22 protein-coding genes are annotated in these 23877 nt (G+C 72.0%); 13 read left to right on the top strand and 9 right to left on the bottom strand.

Translation table 11 applies throughout. From position 1 onward, the window contains the following. Positions 1–35 precede the first annotated feature (35 nt). A complete protein-coding gene (locus QM633_RS01705) occupies positions 36–566 on the top strand; it encodes a hypothetical protein (protein WP_415151989.1) in 531 nt (176 codons plus the stop codon). A gap of 30 nt (positions 567–596) precedes the next feature. Further along, positions 597–881 (top strand): chorismate mutase, encoded by a 285-nt coding sequence (locus QM633_RS01700; protein WP_415151988.1) that lies wholly within the window; start codon positions 597–599, stop codon positions 879–881. On the opposite strand, the gene QM633_RS01695 is transcribed toward QM633_RS01700, so the two are convergent. Continuing rightward, positions 882–2222, bottom strand: a complete 1341-nt coding sequence (locus QM633_RS01695; RefSeq protein ID WP_415151987.1) for an MATE family efflux transporter — start codon at positions 2220–2222, stop codon at positions 882–884. A 136-nt stretch (positions 2223–2358) separates the two neighbouring features. On the opposite strand from QM633_RS01695, the gene mptB reads away from it, so the two are divergent. The 9 genes from mptB to QM633_RS01650 all read left to right on the top strand — a co-directional run bounded on the left by mptB (position 2359) and on the right by QM633_RS01650 (position 16078). After that, positions 2359–3720 carry a polyprenol phosphomannose-dependent alpha 1,6 mannosyltransferase MptB gene (gene mptB, locus QM633_RS01690; protein WP_415151986.1) on the top strand — a complete coding sequence of 454 codons (1362 nt, stop codon included), beginning with the start codon at positions 2359–2361 and terminating at the stop codon, positions 3718–3720. A 34-nt stretch (positions 3721–3754) separates the two neighbouring features. Continuing rightward, the gene (locus tag QM633_RS01685; RefSeq protein WP_415151985.1) at positions 3755–4633 is read left to right on the top strand and encodes a TIGR01777 family oxidoreductase; all 879 of its coding nucleotides are present in this window, start codon (positions 3755–3757) and stop codon (positions 4631–4633) included. A gap of 244 nt (positions 4634–4877) precedes the next feature. Then, positions 4878–6398 carry an IMP dehydrogenase gene (gene guaB / locus QM633_RS01680; RefSeq protein WP_415152000.1) on the top strand — a complete coding sequence of 507 codons (1521 nt, stop codon included), beginning with the start codon at positions 4878–4880 and terminating at the stop codon, positions 6396–6398. A 19-nt stretch (positions 6399–6417) separates the two neighbouring features. Further along, complete coding sequence (locus QM633_RS01675; protein ID WP_415151984.1) at positions 6418–7524, top strand: GuaB3 family IMP dehydrogenase-related protein; 1107 nt, start codon at positions 6418–6420, stop codon at positions 7522–7524. Positions 7525–7766: 242 nt separating this feature from the next. Further along, the gene (locus QM633_RS01670) at positions 7767–9203 is read left to right on the top strand and encodes a hypothetical protein (RefSeq protein ID WP_415151983.1); all 1437 of its coding nucleotides are present in this window, start codon (positions 7767–7769) and stop codon (positions 9201–9203) included. 8 nt (positions 9204–9211) lie between these two features. Next, positions 9212–10345 (top strand): hypothetical protein, encoded by a 1134-nt coding sequence (locus QM633_RS01665; protein ID WP_415151982.1) that lies wholly within the window; start codon positions 9212–9214, stop codon positions 10343–10345. Next, a complete protein-coding gene (locus QM633_RS01660; protein ID WP_415151981.1) occupies positions 10342–10797 on the top strand; it encodes a hypothetical protein in 456 nt (151 codons plus the stop codon). The genes QM633_RS01665 and QM633_RS01660 overlap by 4 nt, the downstream gene beginning before the upstream one ends. Continuing rightward, entirely contained in the window at positions 10794–15236 is a 4443-nt protein-coding gene (locus tag QM633_RS01655; RefSeq protein ID WP_415151980.1) for an FtsK/SpoIIIE domain-containing protein, read from the top strand. Before QM633_RS01660 ends, QM633_RS01655 begins: the two co-directional genes overlap by 4 nt. 137 nt (positions 15237–15373) lie before the next feature. Then, a complete protein-coding gene (locus tag QM633_RS01650) occupies positions 15374–16078 on the top strand; it encodes a hypothetical protein (RefSeq protein WP_415151979.1) in 705 nt (234 codons plus the stop codon). Between the two features lie 15 nt (positions 16079–16093). On the opposite strand, the gene QM633_RS01645 is transcribed toward QM633_RS01650, so the two are convergent. From QM633_RS01645 to QM633_RS01630, 4 genes are read right to left on the bottom strand one after another with little or no spacing between them, the layout of a single operon-like run. Next, positions 16094–17356, bottom strand: a complete 1263-nt coding sequence (locus QM633_RS01645; protein WP_415151978.1) for a hypothetical protein — start codon at positions 17354–17356, stop codon at positions 16094–16096. A gap of 42 nt (positions 17357–17398) precedes the next feature. Beyond that, complete coding sequence (locus QM633_RS01640) at positions 17399–17719, bottom strand: hypothetical protein (protein ID WP_415151977.1); 321 nt, start codon at positions 17717–17719, stop codon at positions 17399–17401. Positions 17720–17732: 13 nt separating this feature from the next. Next, positions 17733–18302 carry a hypothetical protein gene (locus QM633_RS01635; protein ID WP_415151976.1) on the bottom strand — a complete coding sequence of 190 codons (570 nt, stop codon included), beginning with the start codon at positions 18300–18302 and terminating at the stop codon, positions 17733–17735. A 22-nt stretch (positions 18303–18324) separates the two neighbouring features. After that, a complete protein-coding gene (locus tag QM633_RS01630; protein ID WP_415151975.1) occupies positions 18325–18627 on the bottom strand; it encodes a WXG100 family type VII secretion target in 303 nt (100 codons plus the stop codon). A 110-nt stretch (positions 18628–18737) separates the two neighbouring features. Here QM633_RS01630 and QM633_RS01625 point away from each other — a divergent pair, with 110 nt between their 5' ends. Next, positions 18738–19118 carry a DUF3054 domain-containing protein gene (locus QM633_RS01625; RefSeq protein ID WP_415151974.1) on the top strand — a complete coding sequence of 127 codons (381 nt, stop codon included), beginning with the start codon at positions 18738–18740 and terminating at the stop codon, positions 19116–19118. Positions 19119–19173: 55 nt separating this feature from the next. Here QM633_RS01625 and QM633_RS01620 read toward each other — a convergent pair whose 3' ends face one another. Continuing rightward, positions 19174–19530 (bottom strand): excalibur calcium-binding domain-containing protein, encoded by a 357-nt coding sequence (locus QM633_RS01620; protein ID WP_415151973.1) that lies wholly within the window; start codon positions 19528–19530, stop codon positions 19174–19176. Positions 19531–19720: 190 nt separating this feature from the next. Here QM633_RS01620 and QM633_RS01615 point away from each other — a divergent pair, with 190 nt between their 5' ends. Then, positions 19721–20629: a hypothetical protein gene (locus QM633_RS01615; protein ID WP_415151972.1), complete on the top strand. Its 909-nt coding sequence runs from the start codon at positions 19721–19723 to the stop codon at positions 20627–20629. Between the two features lie 31 nt (positions 20630–20660). On the opposite strand, the gene QM633_RS01610 is transcribed toward QM633_RS01615, so the two are convergent. The 3 genes from QM633_RS01610 to groES all read right to left on the bottom strand — a co-directional run bounded on the left by QM633_RS01610 (position 20661) and on the right by groES (position 23707). Beyond that, complete coding sequence (locus tag QM633_RS01610; RefSeq protein WP_415151971.1) at positions 20661–21626, bottom strand: sulfotransferase family protein; 966 nt, start codon at positions 21624–21626, stop codon at positions 20661–20663. A 170-nt stretch (positions 21627–21796) separates the two neighbouring features. Further along, a complete protein-coding gene (groL, locus tag QM633_RS01605) occupies positions 21797–23401 on the bottom strand; it encodes a chaperonin GroEL (RefSeq protein WP_415151970.1) in 1605 nt (534 codons plus the stop codon). A gap of 9 nt (positions 23402–23410) precedes the next feature. Continuing rightward, positions 23411–23707: a co-chaperone GroES gene (gene groES / locus QM633_RS01600; RefSeq protein WP_415151969.1), complete on the bottom strand. Its 297-nt coding sequence runs from the start codon at positions 23705–23707 to the stop codon at positions 23411–23413. Positions 23708–23877: the final 170 nt, after the last annotated feature.

Here is a 23877-nt window from a genome sequence, read left to right as displayed (position 1 = left end):
AGGCGGCACCGCGAGGTCTTCCCTGGATCCCGCCGATGAGCCCGGGCGCAGCGTCTCCCCCGCCTCGCGAGGCGGTGCGGCGCTGGTTCGACCTCCGGTTCCGTTCTGCGTCCGCGATCTACGGCCTGATCGTCTTCACGGCCTTCATCTCGATCGCCTCGGACGAGATCAACGAGGCCGGCCATCCGATCGACGCCGCCGAGATCCTCGCGGAGGCCGTCCCCGCCCTGCTGATCTTCTACGCCGCCCACGTGTACGCCGAGACCCTGACCGACCACGGCGAACACGGCTTCGGCCGTTCACTGCGGCAGTCGCTGCGGAACTCCTCCGGAATGCTGTGGAGTGCGCTGCCCACGATCGTGATCCTGGTGATCGGCACCCTGACCTCCATGTCCGGCTACGACGCCTACTGGTATGCCATGCTGGCCGCCGTGCTCATCCTCGGGGTCCTGGGCTACGCGGCCTACTCTCGTCGCGGGTCGAACGTCGCGGTCCGCATCCTCGGTGGGCTCGGCACGGCCCTGCTCGGTGCCACCATCATCCTGCTCGAGTACGCCGTCCACTGACCCCCCCACCGCTGCCGTTAGGCTGTCCGCGTGCAGAGCGACCCTGAACTCGAGCGGCTCCGCGGCTCCATCGACAACCTGGACGCAGCGATCATCTGCCTGCTGGCGGAGCGGTTCAAGATCACCCAGCAGGTCGGCGTCCTCAAGCGCGACCGCGGCCTGGCCGCCGCCGATCCGGAGCGGGAGGTGCAGCAGATCGAGAGGCTGCGCGACCTCGCCCAGCGTGCCCACCTCGACCCCGAGTTCGCCGAGAAGTGGCTGAGTTTCGTCGTCGCGGAGGTGGTCCGGCACCACGAGGCCATCGCCGCCGACTGACTACCGGGCGGCGCCGGTGACCAGCCAGCCGTCGCCGCGGACGCGGTGCCGCAGGAAGCCCCAGCGGATCGCCATGAAGGCCGTGAACACCGCCCACAGCACGGCGACCGCGACGGGCGCCCCGTGGGCGGCCAGCCACGGCGTGAACCAGCGAACGACCAGCACCAGGGGCAGGTAGGCGACGAGCGTCGCGGCCATCGCCCCGGCGAGCCAGCGTCCGTCGCCGGCACCGATCAGCACCCCGTCGACCACGAACACCAGGCCGGAGAGCCAACTGGTCAACCCGATCACCACGAGCGCGGCGCCGAGGGCCTGCCTCACACCGGGATCGGACGTGAACAGCGCGGGGAGCACTCCGTGCACGGCGATCAGCACGGCGCCGAGGACCACCCCGGCCCACACGCCCCAGCGCAGCATGGTGGACGTCGCACCGCGGACGGCGGCCACGTCCCCGGCGCCGAGCGCCTTGCCGGTGATGGCCTGACCGGCGATCGCGAGGGCGTCCAGAACGAACGCGAGGAACGACCAGATCGTGCCCGCCACCTGGTGGGCCGCCAGCGGTACGTCGCCCAGGCCGGCCGCCACCCAGGTCGTCACCAGCAGGATCGCGCGCAGCGCCAGCGTCCGGACGAGCAGGGGCACGCCGCTGGCAGCCGCGCCCAGAACCCGTCCGGGCTCGGGACGCAGCGTCGCGTGCCCGGCCAGTGCCCTGCGGACCACGACCGTGACCAGCCCCACGCCCATGCCGATCTGGGCGGTCACCGTGCCCCATGCCGACCCGGCGATGCCCCAGCCGAGCCCGAGGACCAGGACCAGGTTGAGGGCGAGGTTGGCGCCGAAGCCGAGGACGGAGGCGACCAGCGGCGTCCGGGTGTCCTGGAAGCCGCGCAGCGCCCCCGTCGCGGCCAGGACGACCAGCATCGCGGGGATCCCTCCGGCCGAGATGCGCAGGTAGGTCGCGGCGTAGCCGGCGGTCTGGGCGGACGCGCCGAACAGTCCGCACAGCGGCGCGGCGGCGAACCCCACCACGAGCGCGGTCGCCGCGCCGAGGATGAGGGCGAGCCAGACCCCGTCCAGCCCGGACGCGAGCGCCGCCCGCTCGTCGCCCGCCCCGACCTGCCGCGCGACCACGGAGGTCGTGCCGTAGGCGAGGAAGACGAAGACGCCGGCGGCGGTGGCGAGGATGGAGCTGGCCACCCCGAGCCCGGCCAGCTGACCGGTGCCCAGGTGTCCGACGATCGCGGTGTCGGCCAGCAGGAAGAGCGGCTCGGCCACCAGCGCCAGGAACGCCGGCACGGCGAGGGCGAGGATCTCCCTGCTCTGGCTGCCCGGCGTCCGCACCCGGTCACCGTAGAGGACCACGCCGGCGGGCCCGGGGCCGTCCCGCCAGAGGCCCCGCAGCGCGGACCGGGACCCGACCCGCGGGAAAGGCCCCCCATAGACTGGTTGGCGACCACCCACCACAGGAGCCCGCCCAATGACCGTCAGACCGTCGTCGGCGCTCCGTTCGGGATGGGTGTGGCTGGGCTTCCTCGGTTCCGTCGCGGTCGCCTGGGGCAGCTGCCATCCCGAGTTCTCGTTCTCCCCGGACGGGTGGCCCGCAGCCTGGGTGAACGCCGTCGGGCTCGCCGCGGCGATGCCGTGGAACCGCGTCCTCCTGGTCGCAGGGGTGGTCGCGCTCACCTGGTCGTGGTGGAGGATCCGGCCGAACCGCACCCGCGAGCCCGTCCACGCCGGCACCACGCTGGCGTTGTGGACCCTGCCGCTCCTGGTCGTGCCGCCCGTGCTCAGCCCCGACGCCGTGCTGTACGCCGACCTCGGCTGGACCCTGTCGACCGGCGCCAATCCCTACCACGTCGGGCTCGCCACCTCCGGCGGCCCGTTCGCCGCCTACGTCGACCCGCTGTGGGCGGGCAGCGGCGTCGCCTACCCGCCGCTCACCCTCCGCCTGAACGAACTCGTCGTCACCGCCACCGGCGCGCAGCCCTACTGGTCGGTGGTCGCGATGCGGGTTCCCGCCGTCCTGGCCGTCGCCGCCATGCTGGTCCTCGTCCCCCGGATCGCGACCCTGCTCGGGCTGCCCCGCCGCGGCGCGGTCTGGCTGGGCGTGCTCAACCCGCTGCTCGTCCTGCACTTCGTCGGGGCGGCCCACAACGACGCGCCGATGGTCGCCGCGTCCCTCGCCGCCGTCTGGGTGGCGTTGCGGTGGCGGTCCGGCTGGCCGGCCCTCGTCGTCGCTCCCCTGCTCGTCGGCGTCGCCATGGCGTTCAAGCAGCAGGGCGGCCTGACCGTGATCGCCGTCGCCGGCCTCCCGGTCGCCGCCACGCTCGCTCGACTGCCGCTGGCCCGCCGGCTCTGGCTGCTCGGGTGGCGGACCGCGGTCGCAACGGCCGTGGCGCTGGCCGGCTTCGTCGCGATCAGCCTTGGCTCCGGTCTGGGCTTCGGCTGGACGGAGTGGCTCGACCTGATGGGGCTGGCCGGGACGCCCGCGCCGCTGGCGCTGCTCTCCAAGGGCGGTGCCATCCTCTGGGCCCACGCCGGCGGCTCGTACACCGGCTTCCTGGTCGTCGCCGGGCGCGTCGGCACCGTCATCCTGCTGCTCGTCCTCGCCTGGATCGGCGTCCGCTTCGCCGACCGTCCGCTCAGCCTGGTCGCCTGGGGGTCGCTCGCCGTCGCGGTCCTCGGCCAGGCCCTGCACCCCTGGTACCTGCCCTGGAGCCTCGCACTGCTCGGCCTGGTGCCGCTCAGCCGGCGCCAGCGCTACTGGGTGTTCGGCTTCGCGATCGCCTTCTGCGTCTGGAACGCCCTCCAGACGGTGATCTGGCACGGGCAGAATTGATCCCCGGCTTGGCCGCGAGTGGCAGGATCGCCACATGCGCGTAGCGATCGGAGGGGGTTCGGGCCTGCTCGGCACCGCGCTGTCCCGCCGGTTGGTGGCCGGGGGCCACGAGGTTGTGCTGCTGGTTCGCGGCGACGTCGCCGCCGCCGGGCAGCGACACTGGGATCCGGACGCGGGGCGCATCGACTCCCCCGGCCTCGAGGACGTCGACGCCGTGGTGAACCTTGCCGGAGCGCCGATCGCTGGCGCCCGCTGGACGAAGGATCGCAAGGTCGAGATCCGGCGCTCGCGGGTCACCTCCACTCTGACGATCGTCACATCGCTGGCGCCGGGGGGACGCTGCCAGCGCCTGCTGAACGCGTCCGCCATCGGGTACTACGGCAACACCGGCACCGAGATCGTCGACGAGACCATGCCCGCCGGCCGGGGTTTCCTCGCCCACGTGGTCGCCGACTGGGAGGCCGCGGCCGCGCACTCGCCCGTGTCGACGGCGGTGCTGAGGACGGGACACGTCCTGGCCCGCCAGGGTGGCTACCTCGCCATGCAGTGGCCGGTCTTCGCCCTCGGCCTCGGCGGGCAGGTGGGTAACGGCCGCCAGTTCCTCTCCTGGATCAGCCTGACCGACCACGTGCGAGCGATGGAACTCCTGCTCGGCTCCGACCTCACCGGCCCGGTGAACCTCGTCGGCCCGAACCCGGTGAGCAACGCCGAGTTCACCCGGGCGTTCGGACGGCACCTGCACCGGCCGACACCGGTACCGCTGCCCCTGACCGCCGTCGGCGCCATCTTCGGCCGCGAGTTCGTCACCGACGCGCTCCTGACCAGCCAGCGCGTCCGGCCCGCCCGGCTCCTGGACGCCGGATTCGAGTTCGAGCACCCCCGCCTGGCCCTGGCCCTCGCCGCCCTCACCTGACCGGCCCCCCGGCGGGACGGTTCCTTTCCCGTTCGCCGGTCGGTTCCTTTCCCGTTCAGGGGACGGTTCCTTTCCCGTTCAGGGGACGGTTCCTTTCCCGTTCGCCGGGACGGTTCCTTTCCCGTTCGCCGGTCGTCCCCCACCGGCCGGGGACGAGCGGGCGGGCGGGTGGCACCGGGACGGGGGGACGTCATCGCCGGGATAGACTGACCACTCCACCGTGCTGACGACGATTGGGGACCTGTTGACCCTCCCGCTCACTCCGTCCGGCGTCCCGGAGCCGTTCGCTCCGCTCGGCCTCACCTTCGACGACGTGCTGCTCCAACCCAACGAGAGCGATGTGATCCCGTCCGCGGCCGACACCACCACCCGGATCAGCAGGCGGATCGAGTTGCGGCTCCCGCTGGTGAGCGCGGCGATGGACACCGTCACCGAGTCGCGGATGGCGATCGCCATGGCGCGTGAGGGCGGCATGGGCATCCTGCACCGCAACATGTCCGCGGAGGACCAGGCCGGCCAGGTCGACCGGGTGAAGCGCTCCGAGGCCGGCATGGTCGATCAGCCGATCACCACAACGATCGATGCCACCATCGGCGAGGTGGACGAGCTGTGCGGACACTTCCGGATCTCCGGCGTCCCGGTGGTCGACTCCGCGATGATGCTGCTCGGCATCGTGACCAACCGCGACATGCGCTTCGAGGACGACCCGAACCGTCCGGTCGGCGAGGTGATGACCCCGATGCCGCTGGTCACGGGCTGGCCGGGGATCAGCTCGGAGGAGGCCCTCCAGCTGCTCGCCCGGCACAAGATCGAGAAGCTTCCGCTGGTCGACGCCGACGGCCGGCTGCGCGGCCTGATCACGCTCAAGGACTACGTGAAGTCCGACAAGTACCCGCTGGCGAGCAAGGATCCGCAGGGGCGGCTGCGGGTCGGTGCGGCGATCGGCTTCTTCGGGGACGCGTGGGAGCGCGCGATGATGCTGGTGGACGCCGGCGTGGACGCGATCATCGTGGACACCGCGCACGGCCACTCCCAGGGAGTGCTCGACATGATCCGGCGGCTGAAGGCGGAGCCGGCCGCGGCCGAGGTCGACATCATCGGCGGCAACATCGCCACCTATGCGGGTGCGAAGGCACTGGTCGAGGCCGGCGTGGACGGCGTCAAGGTCGGCGTCGGGCCCGGCTCGATCTGCACGACCCGCGTGGTCGCCGGCGTCGGCGTCCCCCAGGTGACCGCCATCTGGGAGGCCGCGCAGGCGTGCCGTCCGGCCGGCGTCCCGGTGATCGGCGACGGTGGCCTGCAGTACTCCGGCGACATCGCCAAGGCACTGGTCGCGGGCGCGGACACCGTGATGCTCGGCTCGCTGCTGGCCGGCTGCGAGGAGAGCCCCGGCGAGCTCGTCTTCATCAACGGCAAGCAGTACAAGTCGTACCGCGGCATGGGCTCGCTGGGCGCGATGGCCGCCCGCGGACGCACCGCGTCGTACTCCAAGGACCGCTACTTCCAGGGCGACGTGACCAGCGACGACAAACTGGTGCCCGAGGGCATCGAGGGCCAGGTCGCCTACCGCGGACCGCTCGCCGCCGTCGCCTACCAGCTGGTCGGCGGCCTGCGGCAGTCGATGTTCTACACCGGGGCGGCGACGATCGGGGAACTGCACGCCAAGGGCCGCTTCGTCCGGATCACCGCCGCAGGGCTGAGGGAGTCGCACCCGCACGACATCCAGATGACCATCGAGGCCCCCAACTACACCGCGCACTCCTGAGCAAGGGAGCTCAACAACCATGATCGAGATCGGCCGTTCCAAGCGTGCCCTGCCCGTGTACGGGTTCGACGACATCGCCATCGTCCCCACCCGCCGGACCCGAGGCATCGAGGAGGTGAACCTCGGCTGGAAGATCGACGCCCTCACCTTCGACTTCCCGATCGTCGCCGCACCGATGGACTCGGTGATGTCGCCGACCACCGCGATCGCGATGGGCAGACTCGGCGGCCTGGGCGTCCTGAACCTCGAGGGCCTGTGGACGCGCTACGCCGAGCCCGAGCCACTGCTCGAGGAGCTCGCGGCGATCGACGACCAGGTGGCGGCCACCCGCCGGATGCAGGAGATCTACGCCGAGCCGATCAAGGCCGAGCTGATCACCGAGCGGATGCGAGAGATCAGGGACGCCGGTGTGCCGGTCGCCGGATCGTTGTCGCCGCAGACCTGTGCGGAGTACGCGAGCGTGGTCGAGAAGGCCGGCGTCGACTTCTTCGTGATCCGCGGCACCACCGTGTCGGCGGAGCACGTCTCGACGGTGTCCGAACCGCTGAACCTGAAGAAGTTCATCTATGAACTGGATGTCCCGGTCATCGTCGGCGGCTGCGCGACCTACCAGTCCTCCCTGCACCTGATGAGGACGGGCGCGGCCGGCGTCCTGGTCGGCTTCGGTGGCGGGGCGACCAAGCGCACCCGCAACGTTCTGGGTGTCGAGGTACCGATGGCCTCCGCCCTCGCCGACGTGGCCGAGGCGCGGCGCGACTACCTCGACGAGTCGGGTGGACGCTACGTGCACGTGATCGCCGACGGCGCCCTGGGCCGCTCGGGCGACATCGCGAAAGCGATCGCCTGTGGCGCGGACGCCGTCATGGTCGGCACGCCGCTGGCGAGGGCCACCGAGTCTCCCGGCCACGGCTACCACTGGGGGCCGGAGGCCTGGCACGCCACCCTCCCCCGCGGCGAGCGGGTCAAGTTCGGTGCCGTCGGCAGTTTCGAGGAGGTGCTGCTGGGCCCGTCCCACGTCGCCGACGGAACGATGAACCTCGTCGGCGCCCTGCGCAGGGCCCTGGCCACCACCGGCTACTCCGACGTGAAGGAGTTCCAGCGGGTCGAGGTCGTCGTCCACTCCTGAGGGGAGCGCTGGCCCACGCTTCCGAACGGGGCGTTGAGCACTGGTCCGAGCTGGGCGTTCAGCACTGGTCCGAGCGAGGGCGTTCGATGCCGGTCCGAGCGGGGGCGTGACCAGCGGGACGAGCGGGGGCGCCTCCGGGCGCAATCGAGCGACCGGACGCGGACGAGGGCTCCATCCCGCGCACCCCGTTCGGTAGGGTGCAACCACCACCCGACGCGTACCCCGGCGGAATGGAGGCGTGGATGACGAGACCCTCTGACTGGTCGGCGCTGGGCCTGGCCGGCGATCCCACTCCGGGCGACCCTGTGGTGGTTCGCGACGGCGGCCGCGACTACACCGGTGTCGCCGACGCGATCGCCCGCGCCGCGTCCACCCTGCGCAGGCTGGACGCCGGGAGTTCGACCGCCGACTCGGTGAAGGCGTTGCTGGAGTCGCGGGACACCGTGGTCGACGACGTCGCCAGGGCCGAGGGCCGCTACCGCGCGGCAGGTTCGGCGCTCACCACCTACGCGACCGTCCTGGACCGGGTCCAGGCCGACACCCTGCACGCTCTCAGCCAGGCTCGCAGCGCCCAGGCCGACGCGGAGGCCGCTGAGGCCGCCCAGCACCGTTACCACCGCTGGGCGGACGACGCGGACCAGACGGAGGAGGCCGACCAGCGCGAGGAGTACCAGCGCAAGGAGGCGCAGCAGCGCAGCGAGGCCTCCGCGGCGCGGGCCAGGATCGCCACCCAGCTCCACCTCGTCGAAGCGGCGGTCGCCGACCGGGACACGGCGGCCAGGGACGCGATCGAGCAGATCACGGCGACGACGTCCGGCGACGGCCTGCACGACTCCTGGTGGGACGACTGGGGCGCGAAGGTCACCGAGTGGATCGCCTCCATCGCCGAGGCGGTCGCGACGATCGCGGGCATCCTGGCCCTGTTGGTGTGCTGGATCCCGGTGATCGGGCAGGCATTGGCCGGGGTGCTGCTGGTCGTGGCAGCGGTGGCAGGGATCGTGGCTGCGTTGGCCAACATCGCGCTGGCCGCGACCGGCGAGAAGTCGTGGGGCGAGGCCGCGGTCTCGATCGTCTTCGCCATCCTCGGCGTGATCGGCGTCGGCGGCGCCGCCCGCGCCGGCGCGGGCGCCTTCCGGGCGATGATGACGCAGGGCGCGAAGATGGCCGGACGCGGGGCGGGATCGCGGCTCGGCGCCGTCGCGATGAGGACCCTGCTGAAGCCGGGCGCAGTGTCCCGGATCGCGACCGGGAGGACGCTCAGCGGCATCCGTGGCGCCCTCGGGGAGGAGATCCTGGGGATCAAGGCGTTCGCGGCGAAGGCGCCGATCAGGATCACCAACCCCGTCACCGGAGCGTCGCGGATGGGTCAGCCCGACGCCGTCCTCAAGGTCGGTTCGCGCCTCTTCGTCGGCGAGTCGAAGAACGTCGCCCAGCTCGGCAGTACGTCGCTGTCCCAGCTCCGGGAGTACTCCAACCTGGCCATCGAGAACGGCACCCAGCTGCGCCTGACCGTCCGGGAGACGACGAGGGTGTCCGCCTCCGTGCAGACATTGATCGGCAGCGAGGCCGTCCGGGTGGGCACCTTCGAGTCCGCCCTCGGCACCAGGATCGCCGCCGGATCGCTGGCCACCCTGGGAGGGTTCCGGATCGGTTTCGAGTTCAATCCAGCGCTGAACTGAGGCCGCCGATGTCCTACAGCGTGTCGGTGTACGCGGCGCGGTCGGTGCCGGCGGCGACGTTGCGTGCGCAGTTCGGGGACGCCGCAGCCTTCGAGCAGGTCGAGGCGACTCGTCTGGAGCACCAGGACGCCGACGGCCTGCTGGTGATCGAGGGTCCCCTGCGGGTCGATCCGGACGACGTGCCCGAGGCGGTCCTCGCGCTCACCACGCCCACCCACCTCTACACCTTCGACTTCGTCGACGGCATCGGCCACGACCTGGCCCGTCGGCTCGCGGACTCCCTCGACGGCGTCCTGTGGGACGGCGAGGTGCTGCGGGCGCCCGCGGGCGCCCTGCCCGGGGTGGTCACCCCTGCGCGCGACGAGCCCGTGGAAGTGGTCGCGCTGTCGTGGTTCGTCCCGCCGCGGGCCGCCACCACGCCGGTGAGGCTCCTCGCCGACGCCGCTCAACGATGGCTGCCCGAGGCGTTGCCGGACCGGTTCGGCGACACCGAGCCCTTCCAGGCGCGGCTCTCCTCCGCGGGCCGCCCCGGGCTGGAGCAGGCGTGGCGCACTCGCAGCGACGACCTGCTGTTCACCTGCGACCGGTTGCCCGCCGTCGAGGGGAGCATCGGCACGCCCCGGCGCGGGAACGCCGCCCCGATGTGGGACATTGAACTACAGCTGCTCGGCGCGCCCTTCCATGACGAGAGCTGGCGTCGGCGGCTGCAGGAGTTCTTCATCGGGCTCGCCGAGTCCGCGGGCGCCGTGTACGCCATGGCAGAGGTGCTCGGCGGCTACACGCTCTCCCGCGGCCGCCTCTGGCACCAGGGTGAGTCCGAGGCGGGCCGCCCGTGGAGCCCCGAGGGATTCTGCGGGATCGCGGGACATCCCGTGTGGTGGTCGTGGTTCGGCGCCGGATACCTGCCGCTGGTCGCCGACCGGCTCGCCCACCCCTCCGTCGGCTGGAGGGTGGCCCCCACCGCGACGGGGACGCTGCTCAGCCTGTCCACAGAGCCGGCCGGTGCGCGCGAACTCCAGCCCCGGCTGCTCGGCCTGAGGCGTCCGGGCGGATGGTTCGCCCCCGCCCTGCTGCCGCGGCCGTCGTCCCGGTGGAAGACACCGGCCCGGGTCCTGCCCGCGCCCGCAGGGAGCCGGGCGTGACCGCACCGCTGCCTCAGACCGCGGAGCAGGACGCCTACGCCATGGTGGACCTGATCACGCCGTTCGCCCACGACATGCTGCGCAGGTACCGCGCCTTCGTCCCTGTGGGTGCGGGGGTCGACCACGCCGGGCAGGTCGTCCCGTTCGCCGCCCGGCCCGGCGACGCGCAGGACACCGCCGACGCCTTCGCCGTGATGCTCGACCAGCTGCGCGGGGACCGCGACAACTGGCGCGCGGTGTGCCTTGCCGTCGACACGACGAACCCCGAGTACGGGGACACGATCGAGTTCCACCTCGACTTCGCCGGCGGCACCACCGGCCTGGTCCTGGTGCTTCCGTACCGGCCCGGCGGACTGTGGCGCGGGCCCGTCTTCGCCGACCCGATCACGATGCCCGGCCCCGCCTTCGTGTACGGCGACCCGCTCGATCCGGACGGGGCGGAGGATCGGTGAGGCTCAAACTCGAACTGCGACAGTCCGACGGGAGTTACCGTCCGGTCGCCGTGACCACCGAGGCGACCGCCACCGTCGCCGACCTCGCTGCGGCGATCCGGGCCGGCGAGACCCAGCTGCCTGCCCCGCACGACTCGGGCCTCACCGTCCAGGTTCTCGGCGACACGGCGCCAGGCGCGGGCGTGCTGCCGCCCCGCTCCTTCGTCGCCGAAGCCGGTCTGGCCTCCGGGCAGCAGATCCGGGTCGTGCCGTGGACGGATGCCGCCGGAGTGCCGCACGCCGCGGCCGTCGCGGAACTCAGGGTGGTGCGTGGACCGGATGCGGGCAGGACGTTCCCGCTGTATCCCGGCCCCAACGTGGTCGGGCGCCAGAGCGGCTGCGACGTGATGTTGAGCGATCCGCTGGTCTCCCGCAGGCACGCCCGCGTGAACGTCGCCGACCAGGTCGAGGTGATCGACGTGGGCTCGGCCAACGGCGTCCTCGTCGGCGAGGACGCGGTCGAGACCGCCGTTCTCGGCCCGCGTGACATCGCCCGGGTCGGCGAGACCGAGTTCACCGTCCGGCTGACCACGCCCGACGGCGCGGGCCGGGCCGGCCCCGTTGCGGACTTCAACCGTTCCCCGCTGGTCCGCATCCGCTACGAGGGACGCACGTTCGCCGCTCCGAAACCACCGGGCCGAGCCAACCCCGGCCGGTTCCCGCTGATCGCGATGGCTGCGCCCCTGCTGATGGGCGCGGTGCTGTACGCCTTCACGCAGAACCTGCTCAGCATCGTCTTCATCGCGCTCAGCCCGCTGATCGCGCTCGGTAGCTACGTGGACCGGCGCTGGACCGACGGCAGGTCCCGCAAGGCCGCCCGCGCCCGGTTCGGCGACGACCTCGCGACGCTGTCCGCCGAGCTGGACGACGCGGCCCGCACCGAGCAGGCCGCTCGGTGCGCCGAGGTGCCCGCGCTGGAGGCCGTGCTCGCCTCGGCCCGCCGCCGGACCCCTGACCTGTGGTACCGGCGTCCCGAGACCGACGACTTCCTCGCCCTGACCCTCGGCTACGGGCGAACCGAGTCGCGCAACCAGTTCGTCCTGCCCGATCGCGGCGACGCGAGCGCCGAGGACTGGGCCGCGCTGGAGGACCTGCGCGCACGGGCCGAGGTCGTCGACGACGTCCCGATCCTCGCCCGATTGCGCGAGTGCGGGAACCTGGGCGTCGCGGGGACCGCCGACTGGCTGGCCCCGGTCGCCCGGACGCTGGTCGCCCAGCTCGCCTGCCTGCATTCCCCCGCGGAACTGGTGCTCGCCGCGATCGCCGGGCCGGAGCGCGCCGCGCGCTGGGAGTGGCTGGTCTGGCTGCCGCACGTCGGCTCGGCCCACTCCCCGCTGCACGGGTCGCACCTCGCGTCCGCCCCCGGGGCCGTCCAGGCGCTCGTCACCGGCCTGGAGGAACTCGTCGCCGCCCGCAGGGAGGCCAAGGGACGCGTGCCGGCCGTGGTGCTCCTCGTCGAGGACGACGCCCCGGTCGAACGCGGCCGGCTGGTCAGCCTCGCCGAGGACGGGCCCGCGGTCGGCGTGCACCTGCTCTGGCTGGCCGACCGGCACGAGCAGCTGCCTGCGGCGTGCCACGCCTACCTGGTCAACGACGACGTCGCGAAGACGACCAGCGCGGGCTTCGTGAGACAGGAGCGCACCGTGTCGATCGGCCGGGTCGAGCCACTGTCGGCCGACCTCGCCGGCGAGCTCGCCAGGTTGCTCGCCCCCGTCCTCGACGCCGGGGCGCCGGTGCTCGACCAGTCGAGCATCCCCCGGACCGTCTCGTTCCTCGGCATGGCCGGCGGGGGCCTCGCCACCGACGCCAGGGCGACCGTGGAGCGATGGACGGAGAACGGCTCGGTCGGCGCCGGCCCGGCCCGTGGCACCACGAACCTCCGGGCGCTCGTCGGACACGGCTCGATGGGTGAACTCGCCCTGGACCTCCGCGCACAAGGCCCGCACGCACTCGTCGGCGGCACCAGCGGCGCAGGCAAGTCGGAGTTCCTGCAGACGTGGGTGCTGGGTATGGCCGCCGGGCACAGCCCGCGGCGGGTCACCTTCCTGTTCGTCGACTACAAGGGCGGCTCGGCCTTCGCCGACTGCGTGAACCTCCCGCACTGCGTGGGCCTGGTCACCGACCTGTCCCCTCACCTGGTCCGCCGGGCACTGACGTCGCTGCGGGCGGAGCTGCGCTACCGCGAACAGCTGCTGAACCGGAAGAACGCGAAGGACCTGGCCGCCCTCGAACGCACCGGCGACCCAGACTGTCCCCCGTCGCTGGTGATCGTCGTGGACGAGTTCGCCGCCCTCGTCTCCGAGGTCCCGGAGTTCGTCGACGGGGTGGTGGACGTCGCGCAGCGCGGCCGCTCCCTGGGCCTGCACCTGATCCTTGCCACCCAGCGGCCGGCCGGCGTGATCCGCGGCAACCTGCGCGCGAACACGGCCCTGCGGATCGCTCTGCGAATGGCCGACGAAGCGGACTCGGTCGACGTGATCGACTCCCCGCTCGCCGCGGAGTTCGACCCGCGCATTCCCGGTCGCGCGGCGGTCCGCACCGGCCCGGGACGGATCTCGCTGTTCCAGAGCGGCTACGTGGGCGGCTGGACCTCCGCGGAGCCCGAGCCGGCGCGGATCGAGATCGAGACCATGGTGTTCGGGGCCGGGATCCCGTGGGAGATCCCGGCGTCGCCGCACGCCGTGGACGCGGCGGAGGACGGACCCACCGACATCGCCCGCGTGGTCGCCCGGATCGGCGAGGCGGCCAGGCTCTGCGCGCTGCCTGCCCCCCGCAGGCCGTGGCTCCCCGAGCTGGGCACCGCCTACCGCCTGGAGGACCTGCTCTCCGCGGCCGCGGCCACGGGCGCGAGGAACGGCTTTCCCCTGCTGCTGGGGGTGGCGGACGACCCCCAGCACCAGGCCCAGCATCCGGTGGCATGGAACCCCGAGACCGAGGGAAACCTCGCCGTCTTCGGCGTCAGCGGCTCCGGCAAGTCGACCCTGCTGCGCTCCGTGGCCTTCTCCGCGGCCTTCCGGACCCGCGCGGAGCCCACCCACGTCTACGGCCTCGACTTCTCCACGGCGGGGCTGTCGATGCTGGAGTCCCTGCCGACCGTGGGCGGGATCATCGACGGCGCCGACCGGGAACGCACGGACCGCCTGCTGCGCCGCCTCGTCGAGACGCTGGAGGAGCGATCGGCCCGCTTCGCCGCGGCGAGGGCCGGCTCGCTCACGGAGTACCGCGCGCGCCCCGGATCCGGCGACGAGCCCAGGATCCTGGTCCTGCTCGACGGCTTCGCCGCCTTCCGCGACGAGTACGAGACGGCGCTCGCCTCCTCGCCCGTGTACGCCCGGTTCGGCCGCCTGCTCACCGAGGGCAGGGGCGTCGGCATCCACCTCGCCATCGCCGCCGAGCGTCCCAATGCCCTGCCTCCCGTCGTCGGCGCGAGCGTGCAGCGCCGCCTGGTGCTGCGCCAGGCCGACGAGAACGCCTACGCCGGCCTGAACGTGCCGAAGGACGTGCTCACCTCCGCCCCGGCCGGCCGCGGTGTGTTCTCCGGGGAGGCCAACGAGGTGCAGGTGGCGGTGCCGGGCGGCTCGGCCACGCCCGCGGACCAGTCGGCAACGATCGACCGGCTGGGTGAGTGGCTGTCCGGTCAGGACGTCCCGCGCGCGCCACAGGTGGGCCGGCTGGCCGCCCTCCTCCGGGCGTCCGAACTCCCCGCGAGCGTGGCGGGGATGCCGGTCCTGGGACTCGGCGAGGCGGACCTCGCTCCGGTCGGATTCCCCGCGCAGGGGGCGTTCCTGATCGCCGGCCTGCCCGGGTCCGGACGCACCACAGCGCTGCGGGCGGTCGTGCACGCGCTGCACCGCTGGCGTCCCGGGCTCCCGCTGTACTACGTCGGTCCGCGGCGGTCCGGCGTCCACTCCGAGCCGATCTGGACCGGGACGGCCACCGAGCTCGAAGCGATCTCCGAGCTGGCCGCCGCCCTGAAACCGCTGGCCGCGATCCCTGCCGACGGCGAGGTGGAGCCGGGACTGGTGCTCGTGCTCGAGGGCATCGGCGAGTTCGTCGGCACGCCCGCCGAGGCCGTACTGACCGACCTGGTGAAGGCCGGCCGCCGCAACGGCCACCTCGTCGTGGCCGAGCAGGACACGTCCGCCTGGGGTTCGGGGTGGCCGCTCATCTCCGAGGTGCGGAACAGCCGCCACGGACTGGTCATGCAACCGGACTCCGCGGACGGCGACATCCTGTTCAGGATGGCGCTGCCCCGGGTCAGGCGCAGCGACTACCCGCCCGGCCGCGGCGTCTACGTCCGCGCGGGCAGGCAGTGGACCGTGCAGGTCCCGCTGCCCGACGAGGAGGCTGCTGCGGGAGTTGTCCGAGGCGACCGGGATCACCGCATGCACCGTGCGTGATAGGGACAGGCATCGCCCATCATCGGGGAGGTGCCGACGGCTCGAGGGCGTCGAGGAGAGTGTATGAAGGTCCGCTCAGAGGTTCCGCCACCGCGACCAGTCCCGTAGCCTGCCCGTATTCCTGACAAGGAGCAGACATGGTTCGTCCGAACACCGCTCCTCGCGGTCGTCGCCGGGCGATCGCGACGCTCCTGACGATGGGCTGTGCCATCGCCTTCGCCGCACCAGCGACGGCTGCACCGGCAGGCGAGGACAAGACCGGGACACCCGCCGGGACCGGGCCCGACAAGGCTGAGTCGGAAGTACCTGCGTCGATACGCGAGCGTCAGGGGCCGCTCAGCGCCGTCGCCGGGCAGATCAACGCCGTGGTGGACCAGAACGAGACCGGCCGGCCGGCGGCAGAGGGCTTGGACGGCTATCTCTTCGTGCGTCTGTCGCTTGATGACAACAAGCTCATGCTCTCCTGGAAGGGCGATCCTGCTGAGTCTGTGCAGTCGATCCGATCGTCCCACCCGGATGTGGACGTCGAGCTGCACGAGTCGGCGTACACGGCGGACGACTACCTGGATGCGCAGGATCAGCTTCTGGCGGCAGCCAGGAAGGCGACGGCCGCGAGCGGCGCCTCGGAACTCCTCGGAATCGAGCATGTCGGTGACCTCACCGGCTTCAGGGTGATCGTCTTCGACCGGGAACGCGCAATCACAGAGTCGGCGTTGGCGCAGGCGTCACCGCTGATTGCCCAACTCGGGCTCTCGCTTGACGTCGCCCATGTCGACGAGGTCACCGAAACGGGCTTGGTGGCAACCAGCGGTCATGGGAGCGGAACTCCAGCCGGGACATGATTGTTCAGCAGTCTCCTAGGCGGTGCCGCTGATCCACCGCCCCTGCAGCACGAGGGTGTCGGTCAGGGCCGTGATCGCGTCTCCGGCCGCCAGGTGCGGGGTGGAGAAGGCGACGTGGGCCACAGCACCGGAGTGCGGCCCCGGGACGCCGATCCAGTAGTCCACCAGCAGCAGCGGGACGTCGCCGCCGCCGAGTTCGGGGCGGCCGGCGCGCACCCGGCTGTGGCGCAGCACCACGTCGCCGTCGACCCGCAGGCGGACGAGGTCGTCCGCTTCGCCGGCACTGGCCAGCAGTCTCTCGGCGATCCCGTCCAGGGGATCCGGCCCCCCGAGGCCGGGGCCGATGTCGTGCCAGTAGCTCACCATGCTCACCGCTGCGGCCGCGGTGGCGGTCCTGGTGATCAGGAACGCGTACTCGCGGCCCCCGGCGGAGGCGGCCTGCGCGGCCGAGCGGCCCAGCCACTCCCGCAGGTCTCGGCGCAGGCCCGCGCCACGGTCGGAGAGCACCCTGGTCTGGTCCCGGACGAGTTCCCTGATCCGCGCGCTCCGGGCGGCTTCGTCCGCGGTGAGGTCGATCGTCGCCCAGTGCCGTTCCCGCGGCAACGCGAACCCGACGATCCGCTCCGGGAGGCCGGCATCCTCCAGCGTGCCGTCGTGAGGATGGTCGTCCTCGGCAGCTGGTTCGAGGATGGCCCGGAAGAGGTCGGCGGGCAGGGCCAGCGGGTGCGGTCCCGCGGCGTCGAGGACGACCTGGGCAAGGCCGTCCGCGCGGTCGGAGACGAACTCCACCACGGCGGCGCCCTGGCGCACCACGAACAGCCGTTCCTGCCTCCCGGCGAGGAAGCGGCCGAAGCTCTCGGCGGAGGAGAACAGGTGCAGGTCGGGGACGCCGCCCGGGCCGCCCGCGAACGCGCACGCCTCCAGTCCGGTCGAGGACACCTGCACGGGCACGACGGCGACGTCGTAGGCGAGGGCATCGAGGACGGCGGGCAGGTCGGCTGCGGCGAGCGCCGCGGCGAGCCTGGGCGAGCCCAGCTCGGGGAGCGGCGCCACCGGGACCGCACCCCACAGCACCGCGGTGCGGGCGTCCCCGACCGAGGCGGTGCCGTCCGGGTCGAACAGGCGGAAGAGGAGGTCGGGGTTGGTCTCGACCGTGCCCTCGAGGATCCGCCGCCCCGTGGCCGTGGCCCCGGGCGTGGTGATCAGCGTCGCGGCGGAACCCGCGCCTCCGGGCAGGGCGCCCAGGCCACGAGCCAGGAGAGGTTCAGAGACGGGCACCGTGGCTCTCCTCCACGCCGGGTCCGCCCGCGGCGATCGGGATCACTCCGCCTGCGGGGCGTTCGTGGAGCGGGGCTGCCCGCCGGTGCCGGTCAGCGCGTCCGCACCCTGCCGATCGAGGTCCACCCAGTTGTCCGCGACGGTGATCGCGGCGTCGCCGAGGGCCTTCATCGCTTCGACCATCTTCGCCCTGGTGTCGTCCCAGCCGTGCGCGAAGTCGCGGACCTCCTCGGCCAGGCCCGGGTGCCCCACCGCGTCGGCGATCACGTCGGAGTTGGCATTGGCGCCGTCGAACTCCGCCGCCACGGACTTCAGGTCGTTGCCCATCGTCCGGATCGCGTCCACCTCGACGATCAGCGTCATGTCTGCTCCCGTCTCATTCGAATCGTGCGGTCCGGCGGAGGTGCCGGATCTCCTCGATCACGGCCTCCGTCTCCGCACTGCCCACCGACAGTATCCCGCGCCGCTCGTCGGTGCGGACGACGAGCACCAGTCGGCCGGTGATCGTCGACACGACAATCGCCGGCTGCACCTGACCGAGGAAGTCCCCGCTGCCGGGGGCGACGTCGACCACCTCCGGCCAGGACAGGCGCAGGACCTCGGTGAACTCGCGTCTCCTCGGGTCGACCAGGAGCAGCCCTTCGCCGCCGGCGGCCAGGACGACCTCCCCACGTCCGGGTCGGCGGCCCGGGTTGATCGCCCCGAGCTCGAGCACGTACCCGCCGACGACGACGTCCCAGCCGCCCCTCGCCCGGACGTGGCCGGTGCAGTGAGCGAAAATCCGGCGGTCCCACTGCCACCACAGCAGCAGTGTGCCGAGGGAGCCGAGGACGCCGATCCCGACGACCAGCGGCATCGTCCAGGCACCCTGCAGGACGCGGACGAGGATGAGCAGGAGTGCGCCGACACCGACGACGGCGGCGCCCCACGGGGCCGAGCGGTTCACGGCGCAGGGCTGAGGAGGGGGATCAGCCGCGCAGGGCGCTGCCCATCTGGTTGTCCATCTCGACCACCGCCTGCGCGTACTGGCTGAGGAACTTGCCCAGCGGTTCGAGGTTGTCGGAGACCTGCTTGAGCCCGGTGGCCAGCGCCTGGAACTGGTCGGAGTACGCGCCGGAGGCCACGGCGGTGGTGAAGCCGGAGCCGATCAGCCCGTTCACGGCGTTCTGAGCCTCGGTGATCTTGCCGTCGATCTCGCCCTTGATCGCCACCAGCTGCTTGCCGATGGTGTCCATCTGCTCGGGGGTGTAGCCGTAGGTGTTGGACGACATGCGAGCTTCCTTCCTTTGACATCCTGGGGTCGGGCCGGGGCCCGGGTGCCTCGCAGGCTAGCACAGCGAATTCGGGGTCCTGAGGCGTGGCTGGCGGTAGTGTTCGCCGCATGCGGGTCCTGCGGGCGCTCACCTACGACATCGTCCTGGTCTTCCTGTTCGCCGCGATCGGACGGCTCAGCCACGGCGAGGACCTGTCGGTGCTCGGGGCGACGGCGTGGCCCTTCGTCATGGCGGCGACCGTCGGATCGCTCGCCGCGACGTGGCGCGAGGGCCGCTGGTGGGTGCAGGGACTGACGGTGTGGGCGATCACGGTCGCCGGAGGCATGCTGCTGCGGTTCGTCAGCGGGGGCGGGATCCAGCCGGGGTTCGTCGTGGTCACCGCCGTCGTGCTGGCGATCTTCCTGCTCGGCTGGCGAGCCCTGCTCCGTACCCGGCTCGAGCGCCCGGACCCACTCGCGGCCGGGCGCCGGCGAGGTCAGTCGTCGTAGGCGTCGCGGTCCTCCCCGGGGCTGAAGCCCGGCCCGGGTGGAAGTTGCGGGGAGTTCAGTGCTGCTCGCAGGCGATGCCGTCCTTGTCCCGGTCGAGGTGCCGATTGGCGGCGTAGGCGGCGTTGTTCCTGGTGAAATTCGTCACCCGCTTGCCCCGACCGCTGACGTGGTCCGTGGCACCCTTCTTGCCTACACCGTGGCGGTACTTCTTGTGCAGCTTCGTGCAGTTCTTGAACTTTGTCGCCTTGGCAACCAGCCTCGGCGCGGCCGTGGCACCGGCCGTGGTCGTCACACTCACGACCGTCTGGGGGCTGCTGGCCTCAGCCGCACCTGCGGGAGCGGCGTACAGACCGAGGACGAGGGCGAAGGACGCTGCAGCGGCGGAGCAGCGGGACAAGCGGTGGGCGGACAAGGGTCTGCACTCCTCAGGGTGGGATCGTTGGCCCTGTCACGCTAACGATCTCGCGACCCCGCTGTCAGTTACCCGTGTGGGGACAGCTGACCACGCCGGAAGCGAAGTCCGCAGGGGTCGTGCCGAGGCACACCGCAGCGAGGGAGTCCCGCGAGCCCAGGAGGAGCCACCGGGCCCTAAGCTTGCCCGGGTGAGCCTGCGGATCGCACCAGCCCTGCCGTCCCTCGACGAGTCGAGCGTCGTGGTGCCCGCGCCCGATCCGGGCCCCGGCAACTGGTCGGGAGCTCCCGCGGCGATCCTGGTCGACGACACCTTCTGGCTGGCGTACCGCGTCCGTCGCCCGCTCACCTCCGGCCGCGGGGTCACGACGGTGATCGCCCGCTCGGCCGACGGGCTCGCGTTCGAGACGGTCTGCGAGCTGCACAGGGAGAGCTTCGGCGCCGACTCGTTCGAGCGCCCCGCGCTGGTCCGCCTCGGCGACGGCCGATGGCGGGTCTACGTGTCCTGCGCGACCCCGGGCTCGAAGCACTGGTGGGTGGAAGCGCTGGACGCGGCGACGCCGGAGGGCTTCGCCTCCGGCACGCGCAGGGTGGTCCTGCCCGGGAGCGACGAGGTCGGCGTGAAGGACCCCGTCGTGGTCAGGGACGGCCAGGCATGGCACCTGTGGTTGTGCTGCCATCCCCTGGACACGCCCGGCGCAGAGGACCGGATGACCACGCGCTACCTGACCAGCGAGGACGGCCTCGCCTGGACCGACCGCGGGCTGGCCCTCGCTCCGGGCGGCGGCTGGGATGCGCGCGGCGCCAGGGTGACGACCGTCCTGTCGCTCGATCCGCTCCGGGTGTTGTACGACGGTCGCCCGGACGCGGCCAGCAACTGGTTCGAGCGCACCGGCCTCGCCGAGGCGTCCCGACCCGGCGAGATCCGCCTGCACCCGGTGGGCACCGATCCCGTCGCGTCCTCCCCCGCCTCGGACGGCGCCCTCCGCTACGCTGCCGCCGTTCCCCTGCCCGACGGCTCGACGCGCTTCTACTTCGAGGCCGCACGCCCCGACGGCGCCCACGACCTCCTGACCTCGCTCGCCACGAGCGCTTCCTGAGCAGGGCCGCGACGGCCGCCCGAGGTGTGGATCAGCTGCTGGCGCGGGCAGCGAACGAGCCGGCGCTCCGGTCGCGACGCCAGTCGCTGAAGTCCCTGCCGGTGAGTTGCTCCAGCAGGCCGATGTCGTCGGCGAACTGCTCGACCAGGCGTGCCCGCGTCGACGGCTCGAGGTGCGGGCGACTGGTCGCTCCCCTCGCCTGGCGCAGGCCGATCAACGGGGCGCTCGCCCTGCGCCACAGCGCGGGCGGGAAGAAGGCGCCGAGCGCCGCGCCGGCGCGCACCGTCCGCGCCCAGACCGCGGTCGCCGGCCCCGGGGCGACATAGGGGCGCGAGTTGTCAGAGGGGATGCCCGTCACCACGCCCTGGTCGAGCCCGAGGAAGCCGCACACCCGATCCAGCGTGACGGCAGGATCGCGGACGAGTTCCGCATAGCGGAGCACCAGGACCCGCTCGGCGTCGACATGCCGGTAGAGGTCCTCGAGCTGGCGTCCGTAGCAGCCCAACCGGCGGTAGTGCCAGAACGGCGCCCATCCGCGCCGGATCCGCTCCTCCTCCTTCCCGAACGCCGTCACGAAGTCGGCCTCGGGCTCCAGACCGTCCGACCACAGGTGCATCCAGTTGGAGTAGGCACGATCGACCGGGTCGCGGACGACGACGATCAGGCGCGCCTGCGGCAACTCCTCCGCGATCCGCAGCCGCGCGTTGCGCAGGTACAGGTAGAACGGCGTCGACTCGATCCGCAGCTGGTCGTCGCGGGCCGGCTCGAACAGCCGCTGGTAGTCCTCCCTGCGCCAGATCCACTCCTGCTGGCTGTGGGCGTCCCCCGGCCCGCAGTAGGCGGGCGGCGGGGCGTCCGCACACAGGTAGTACTTGGGCTCCTTGGGACGCGAGGAGAACACCTGCGGGTGCAGCGCGAGCGCGGCGTGCAGCGCGCTCGTGCCTGCTTTCGGCGCCCCGATCAGGAGCGCGTCGGGCTGAGGCGTCCGGCTGGCCATGGCGGCATGCTACGAGACGGCGAGCGATTTTCCTATCAATCCCATCTGATTGATAGCCATATCGAGGAGGCGACCTCATCCGGCGCCCGCCGTTCGGTTCATCGCTCTTGCCGGACAGGACGCCGAAGGGGCCCCCACCGTGCGGTGGGGGCCCCTTCGGCCGGTTCAGCTCAGTGGCTGTGCCCGTGCTCTTCCTCGTCCTCGGCCGGCTTGTCCACCACCGAGGTCTCGGTGGTGAGCAGCAGGGCCGCGATGGACGCCGCGTTGGCCAGCGCCGAGCGGGTGACCTTCACCGGGTCGATCACGCCGGAGCCGACCAGGTCGCCGTACTCGCCGGTCGCCGCGTTGTAGCCGTTGCCCGGCTCCAGCTCGGAGACCTTGGAGACGATCACGTAGCCCGGCTCGCCGCCGTTCTCCGCGATCCAGCGCAGCGGTTCGCCGACCGCCTTGGCCACGATGGCCACGCCGGTCTTCTCGTCGCCGACCAGCCCGAGGCCGTCGGACAGCACGCGAGCGGCGTGGACGAGGGCGGAGCCGCCACCGGCGACGATGCCCTCCTCGATGGCCGCGCGGGTCGCGGACACCGCGTCCTCGATCCGGTGCTTCTTCTCCTTGAGCTCCACCTCGGTGGCAGCGCCGACCTTGATCACGCAGACGCCGCCGGCGAGCTTGGCGACCCGCTCCTGCAGCTTCTCGCGGTCCCAGTCGGAATCGGTGCGCTCGATCTCGGCGCGCAGCTGCGCGACGCGACCCGCGACCTCCTCGGTGGAGCCGGCGCCCTCGACGATCGTGGTGTTGTCCTTGGTCACCACGATCCGGCGGGCGCGACCCAGCACGTCCAGGCCGACCTGGTCGAGCTTGAGGCCGATCTCGGGAGCGACGACCCGGCCACCGGTGAGGATCGCGATGTCCTCCAGCATGGCCTTGCGCCGGTCACCGAAGGCCGGAGCCTTGACCGCCAGCGAGGTGAAGGTGCCCTTGATCTTGTTGACCACGAGGGTGCTCAGGGCCTCGCCGTCCACGTCCTCGGCCACGATGAACAGCGTGCCGCCGGCACCGATGACCTTCTCCAGCAGCGGCAGCAGGTCGTTCATCGAGGAGATCTTGCCCTGGTTGATCAGGATGTAGGGATCCTCGAGCACGGCCTCCATGCGCTCCGGGTCGGTCACGAAGTACGGGGACAGGTAGCCCTTGTCGAACTGCATGCCCTCGGTGAACTCCAGCTCGGTGCCGAAGGTGTTGGACTCGTCGACCGTGATCACGCCGTCCTTGCCGACCTTGTCGAACGCGTCGGCGATCAGCGCGCCGATCTGCTCGTCACGGGCGGAGATGGTGGCGACGTGCGCCATGTCGTCGGTGGTCTCGACGTCGCGGGCGAGCCGCTTGAGCTCGGCCTCGACAGCCTCGACCGCCGCGTCGATACCCCGCTTGAGGCCGACCGGGCTGGCTCCGGACGCGACCGCGCGCAGGCCCTCGTGGACGAGCGCCTGGGCGAGCACGGTCGCCGTGGTGGTGCCGTCACCGGCCACGTCGTTGGTCTTGGTGGCGACCTCCTTGGCGAGCTGGGCGCCGAGGTTCTCGAACGGATCGGAGAGCTCGACCTCCTTCGCCACGGTGACGCCGTCGTTGGTGATGGTCGGGGCGCCCCACTTCTTGTCCAGGACGACGTAGCGTCCCTTGGGGCCCAGCGTGACCTTCACGGCGTTGGCGAGGGTGTCGACGCCCCGCTCGAGCGAGCGGCGCGCCTCCTCGTCAAACTGAAGGATCTTCGGCATTGGTTGTCCTTACTTGGTGACGACGGCGAGGATGTCGCGGGCGTTGAGGAGCAGGTAGTCCTGCCCGTCGTACTTGACCTCGGTGCCGCCGTACTTGCTGAAGATGACGACGTCGCCCTCGGCGACATCGAGCGGAACGCGGTTGCCGTTGTCGTCGATGCGACCCGGGCCGGTGGCGAGCACCTTGCCCTCCTGCGGCTTCTCCTTGGCGGTGTCGGGGATGACCAGCCCGGAAGCGGTGGTCTGCTCGGCCTCCAGCGGCTGGACCAGGATGCGGTCCTCGAGCGGCTTGATCGTGACTGCCACGTCAAAACCCTTTCGTAGATGTGGGCGGGTTTCGCCCTGTGTGGTCAGGTTCCGAGCCTCGGCGTCGTCGCGGTGCCACCAGAGGCCTTTCGTTGGCACCCTCGTACTGAGAGTGCTAACTCAGAATCTATCGCGGCCTTAGCACTCGTTCAAGCCGAGTGCCAAGGCGC

The organism is Propionicimonas sp. (assembly GCF_047606205.1).
Taxonomy (GTDB): domain Bacteria; phylum Actinomycetota; class Actinomycetes; order Propionibacteriales; family Propionibacteriaceae; genus Propionicimonas.
This window is presented reverse-complemented; position numbering and strand designations above follow the sequence as displayed.

Coding starts and splice junctions, on each gene's coding strand:
- QM633_RS01670 (WP_415151983.1), top strand. CDS start 7,767: ATGACGAGACCCTCTGACTGGTCGGCGCTGGGCCTGGCCGGCGATCCC.
- QM633_RS01705 (WP_415151989.1), top strand. CDS start 36: ATGAGCCCGGGCGCAGCGTCTCCCCCGCCTCGCGAGGCGGTGCGGCGC.
- QM633_RS01675 (WP_415151984.1), top strand. CDS start 6,418: ATGATCGAGATCGGCCGTTCCAAGCGTGCCCTGCCCGTGTACGGGTTC.
- QM633_RS01685 (WP_415151985.1), top strand. CDS start 3,755: ATGCGCGTAGCGATCGGAGGGGGTTCGGGCCTGCTCGGCACCGCGCTG.
- QM633_RS01630 (WP_415151975.1), bottom strand. CDS start 18,627: ATGTCGTCCAACACCTACGGCTACACCCCCGAGCAGATGGACACCATC.
- groL (WP_415151970.1), bottom strand. CDS start 23,401: ATGCCGAAGATCCTTCAGTTTGACGAGGAGGCGCGCCGCTCGCTCGAG.
- QM633_RS01610 (WP_415151971.1), bottom strand. CDS start 21,626: ATGGCCAGCCGGACGCCTCAGCCCGACGCGCTCCTGATCGGGGCGCCG.
- QM633_RS01640 (WP_415151977.1), bottom strand. CDS start 17,719: ATGACGCTGATCGTCGAGGTGGACGCGATCCGGACGATGGGCAACGAC.
- QM633_RS01665 (WP_415151982.1), top strand. CDS start 9,212: ATGTCCTACAGCGTGTCGGTGTACGCGGCGCGGTCGGTGCCGGCGGCG.
- mptB (WP_415151986.1), top strand. CDS start 2,359: ATGACCGTCAGACCGTCGTCGGCGCTCCGTTCGGGATGGGTGTGGCTG.
- QM633_RS01650 (WP_415151979.1), top strand. CDS start 15,374: ATGGTTCGTCCGAACACCGCTCCTCGCGGTCGTCGCCGGGCGATCGCG.
- QM633_RS01625 (WP_415151974.1), top strand. CDS start 18,738: ATGCGGGTCCTGCGGGCGCTCACCTACGACATCGTCCTGGTCTTCCTG.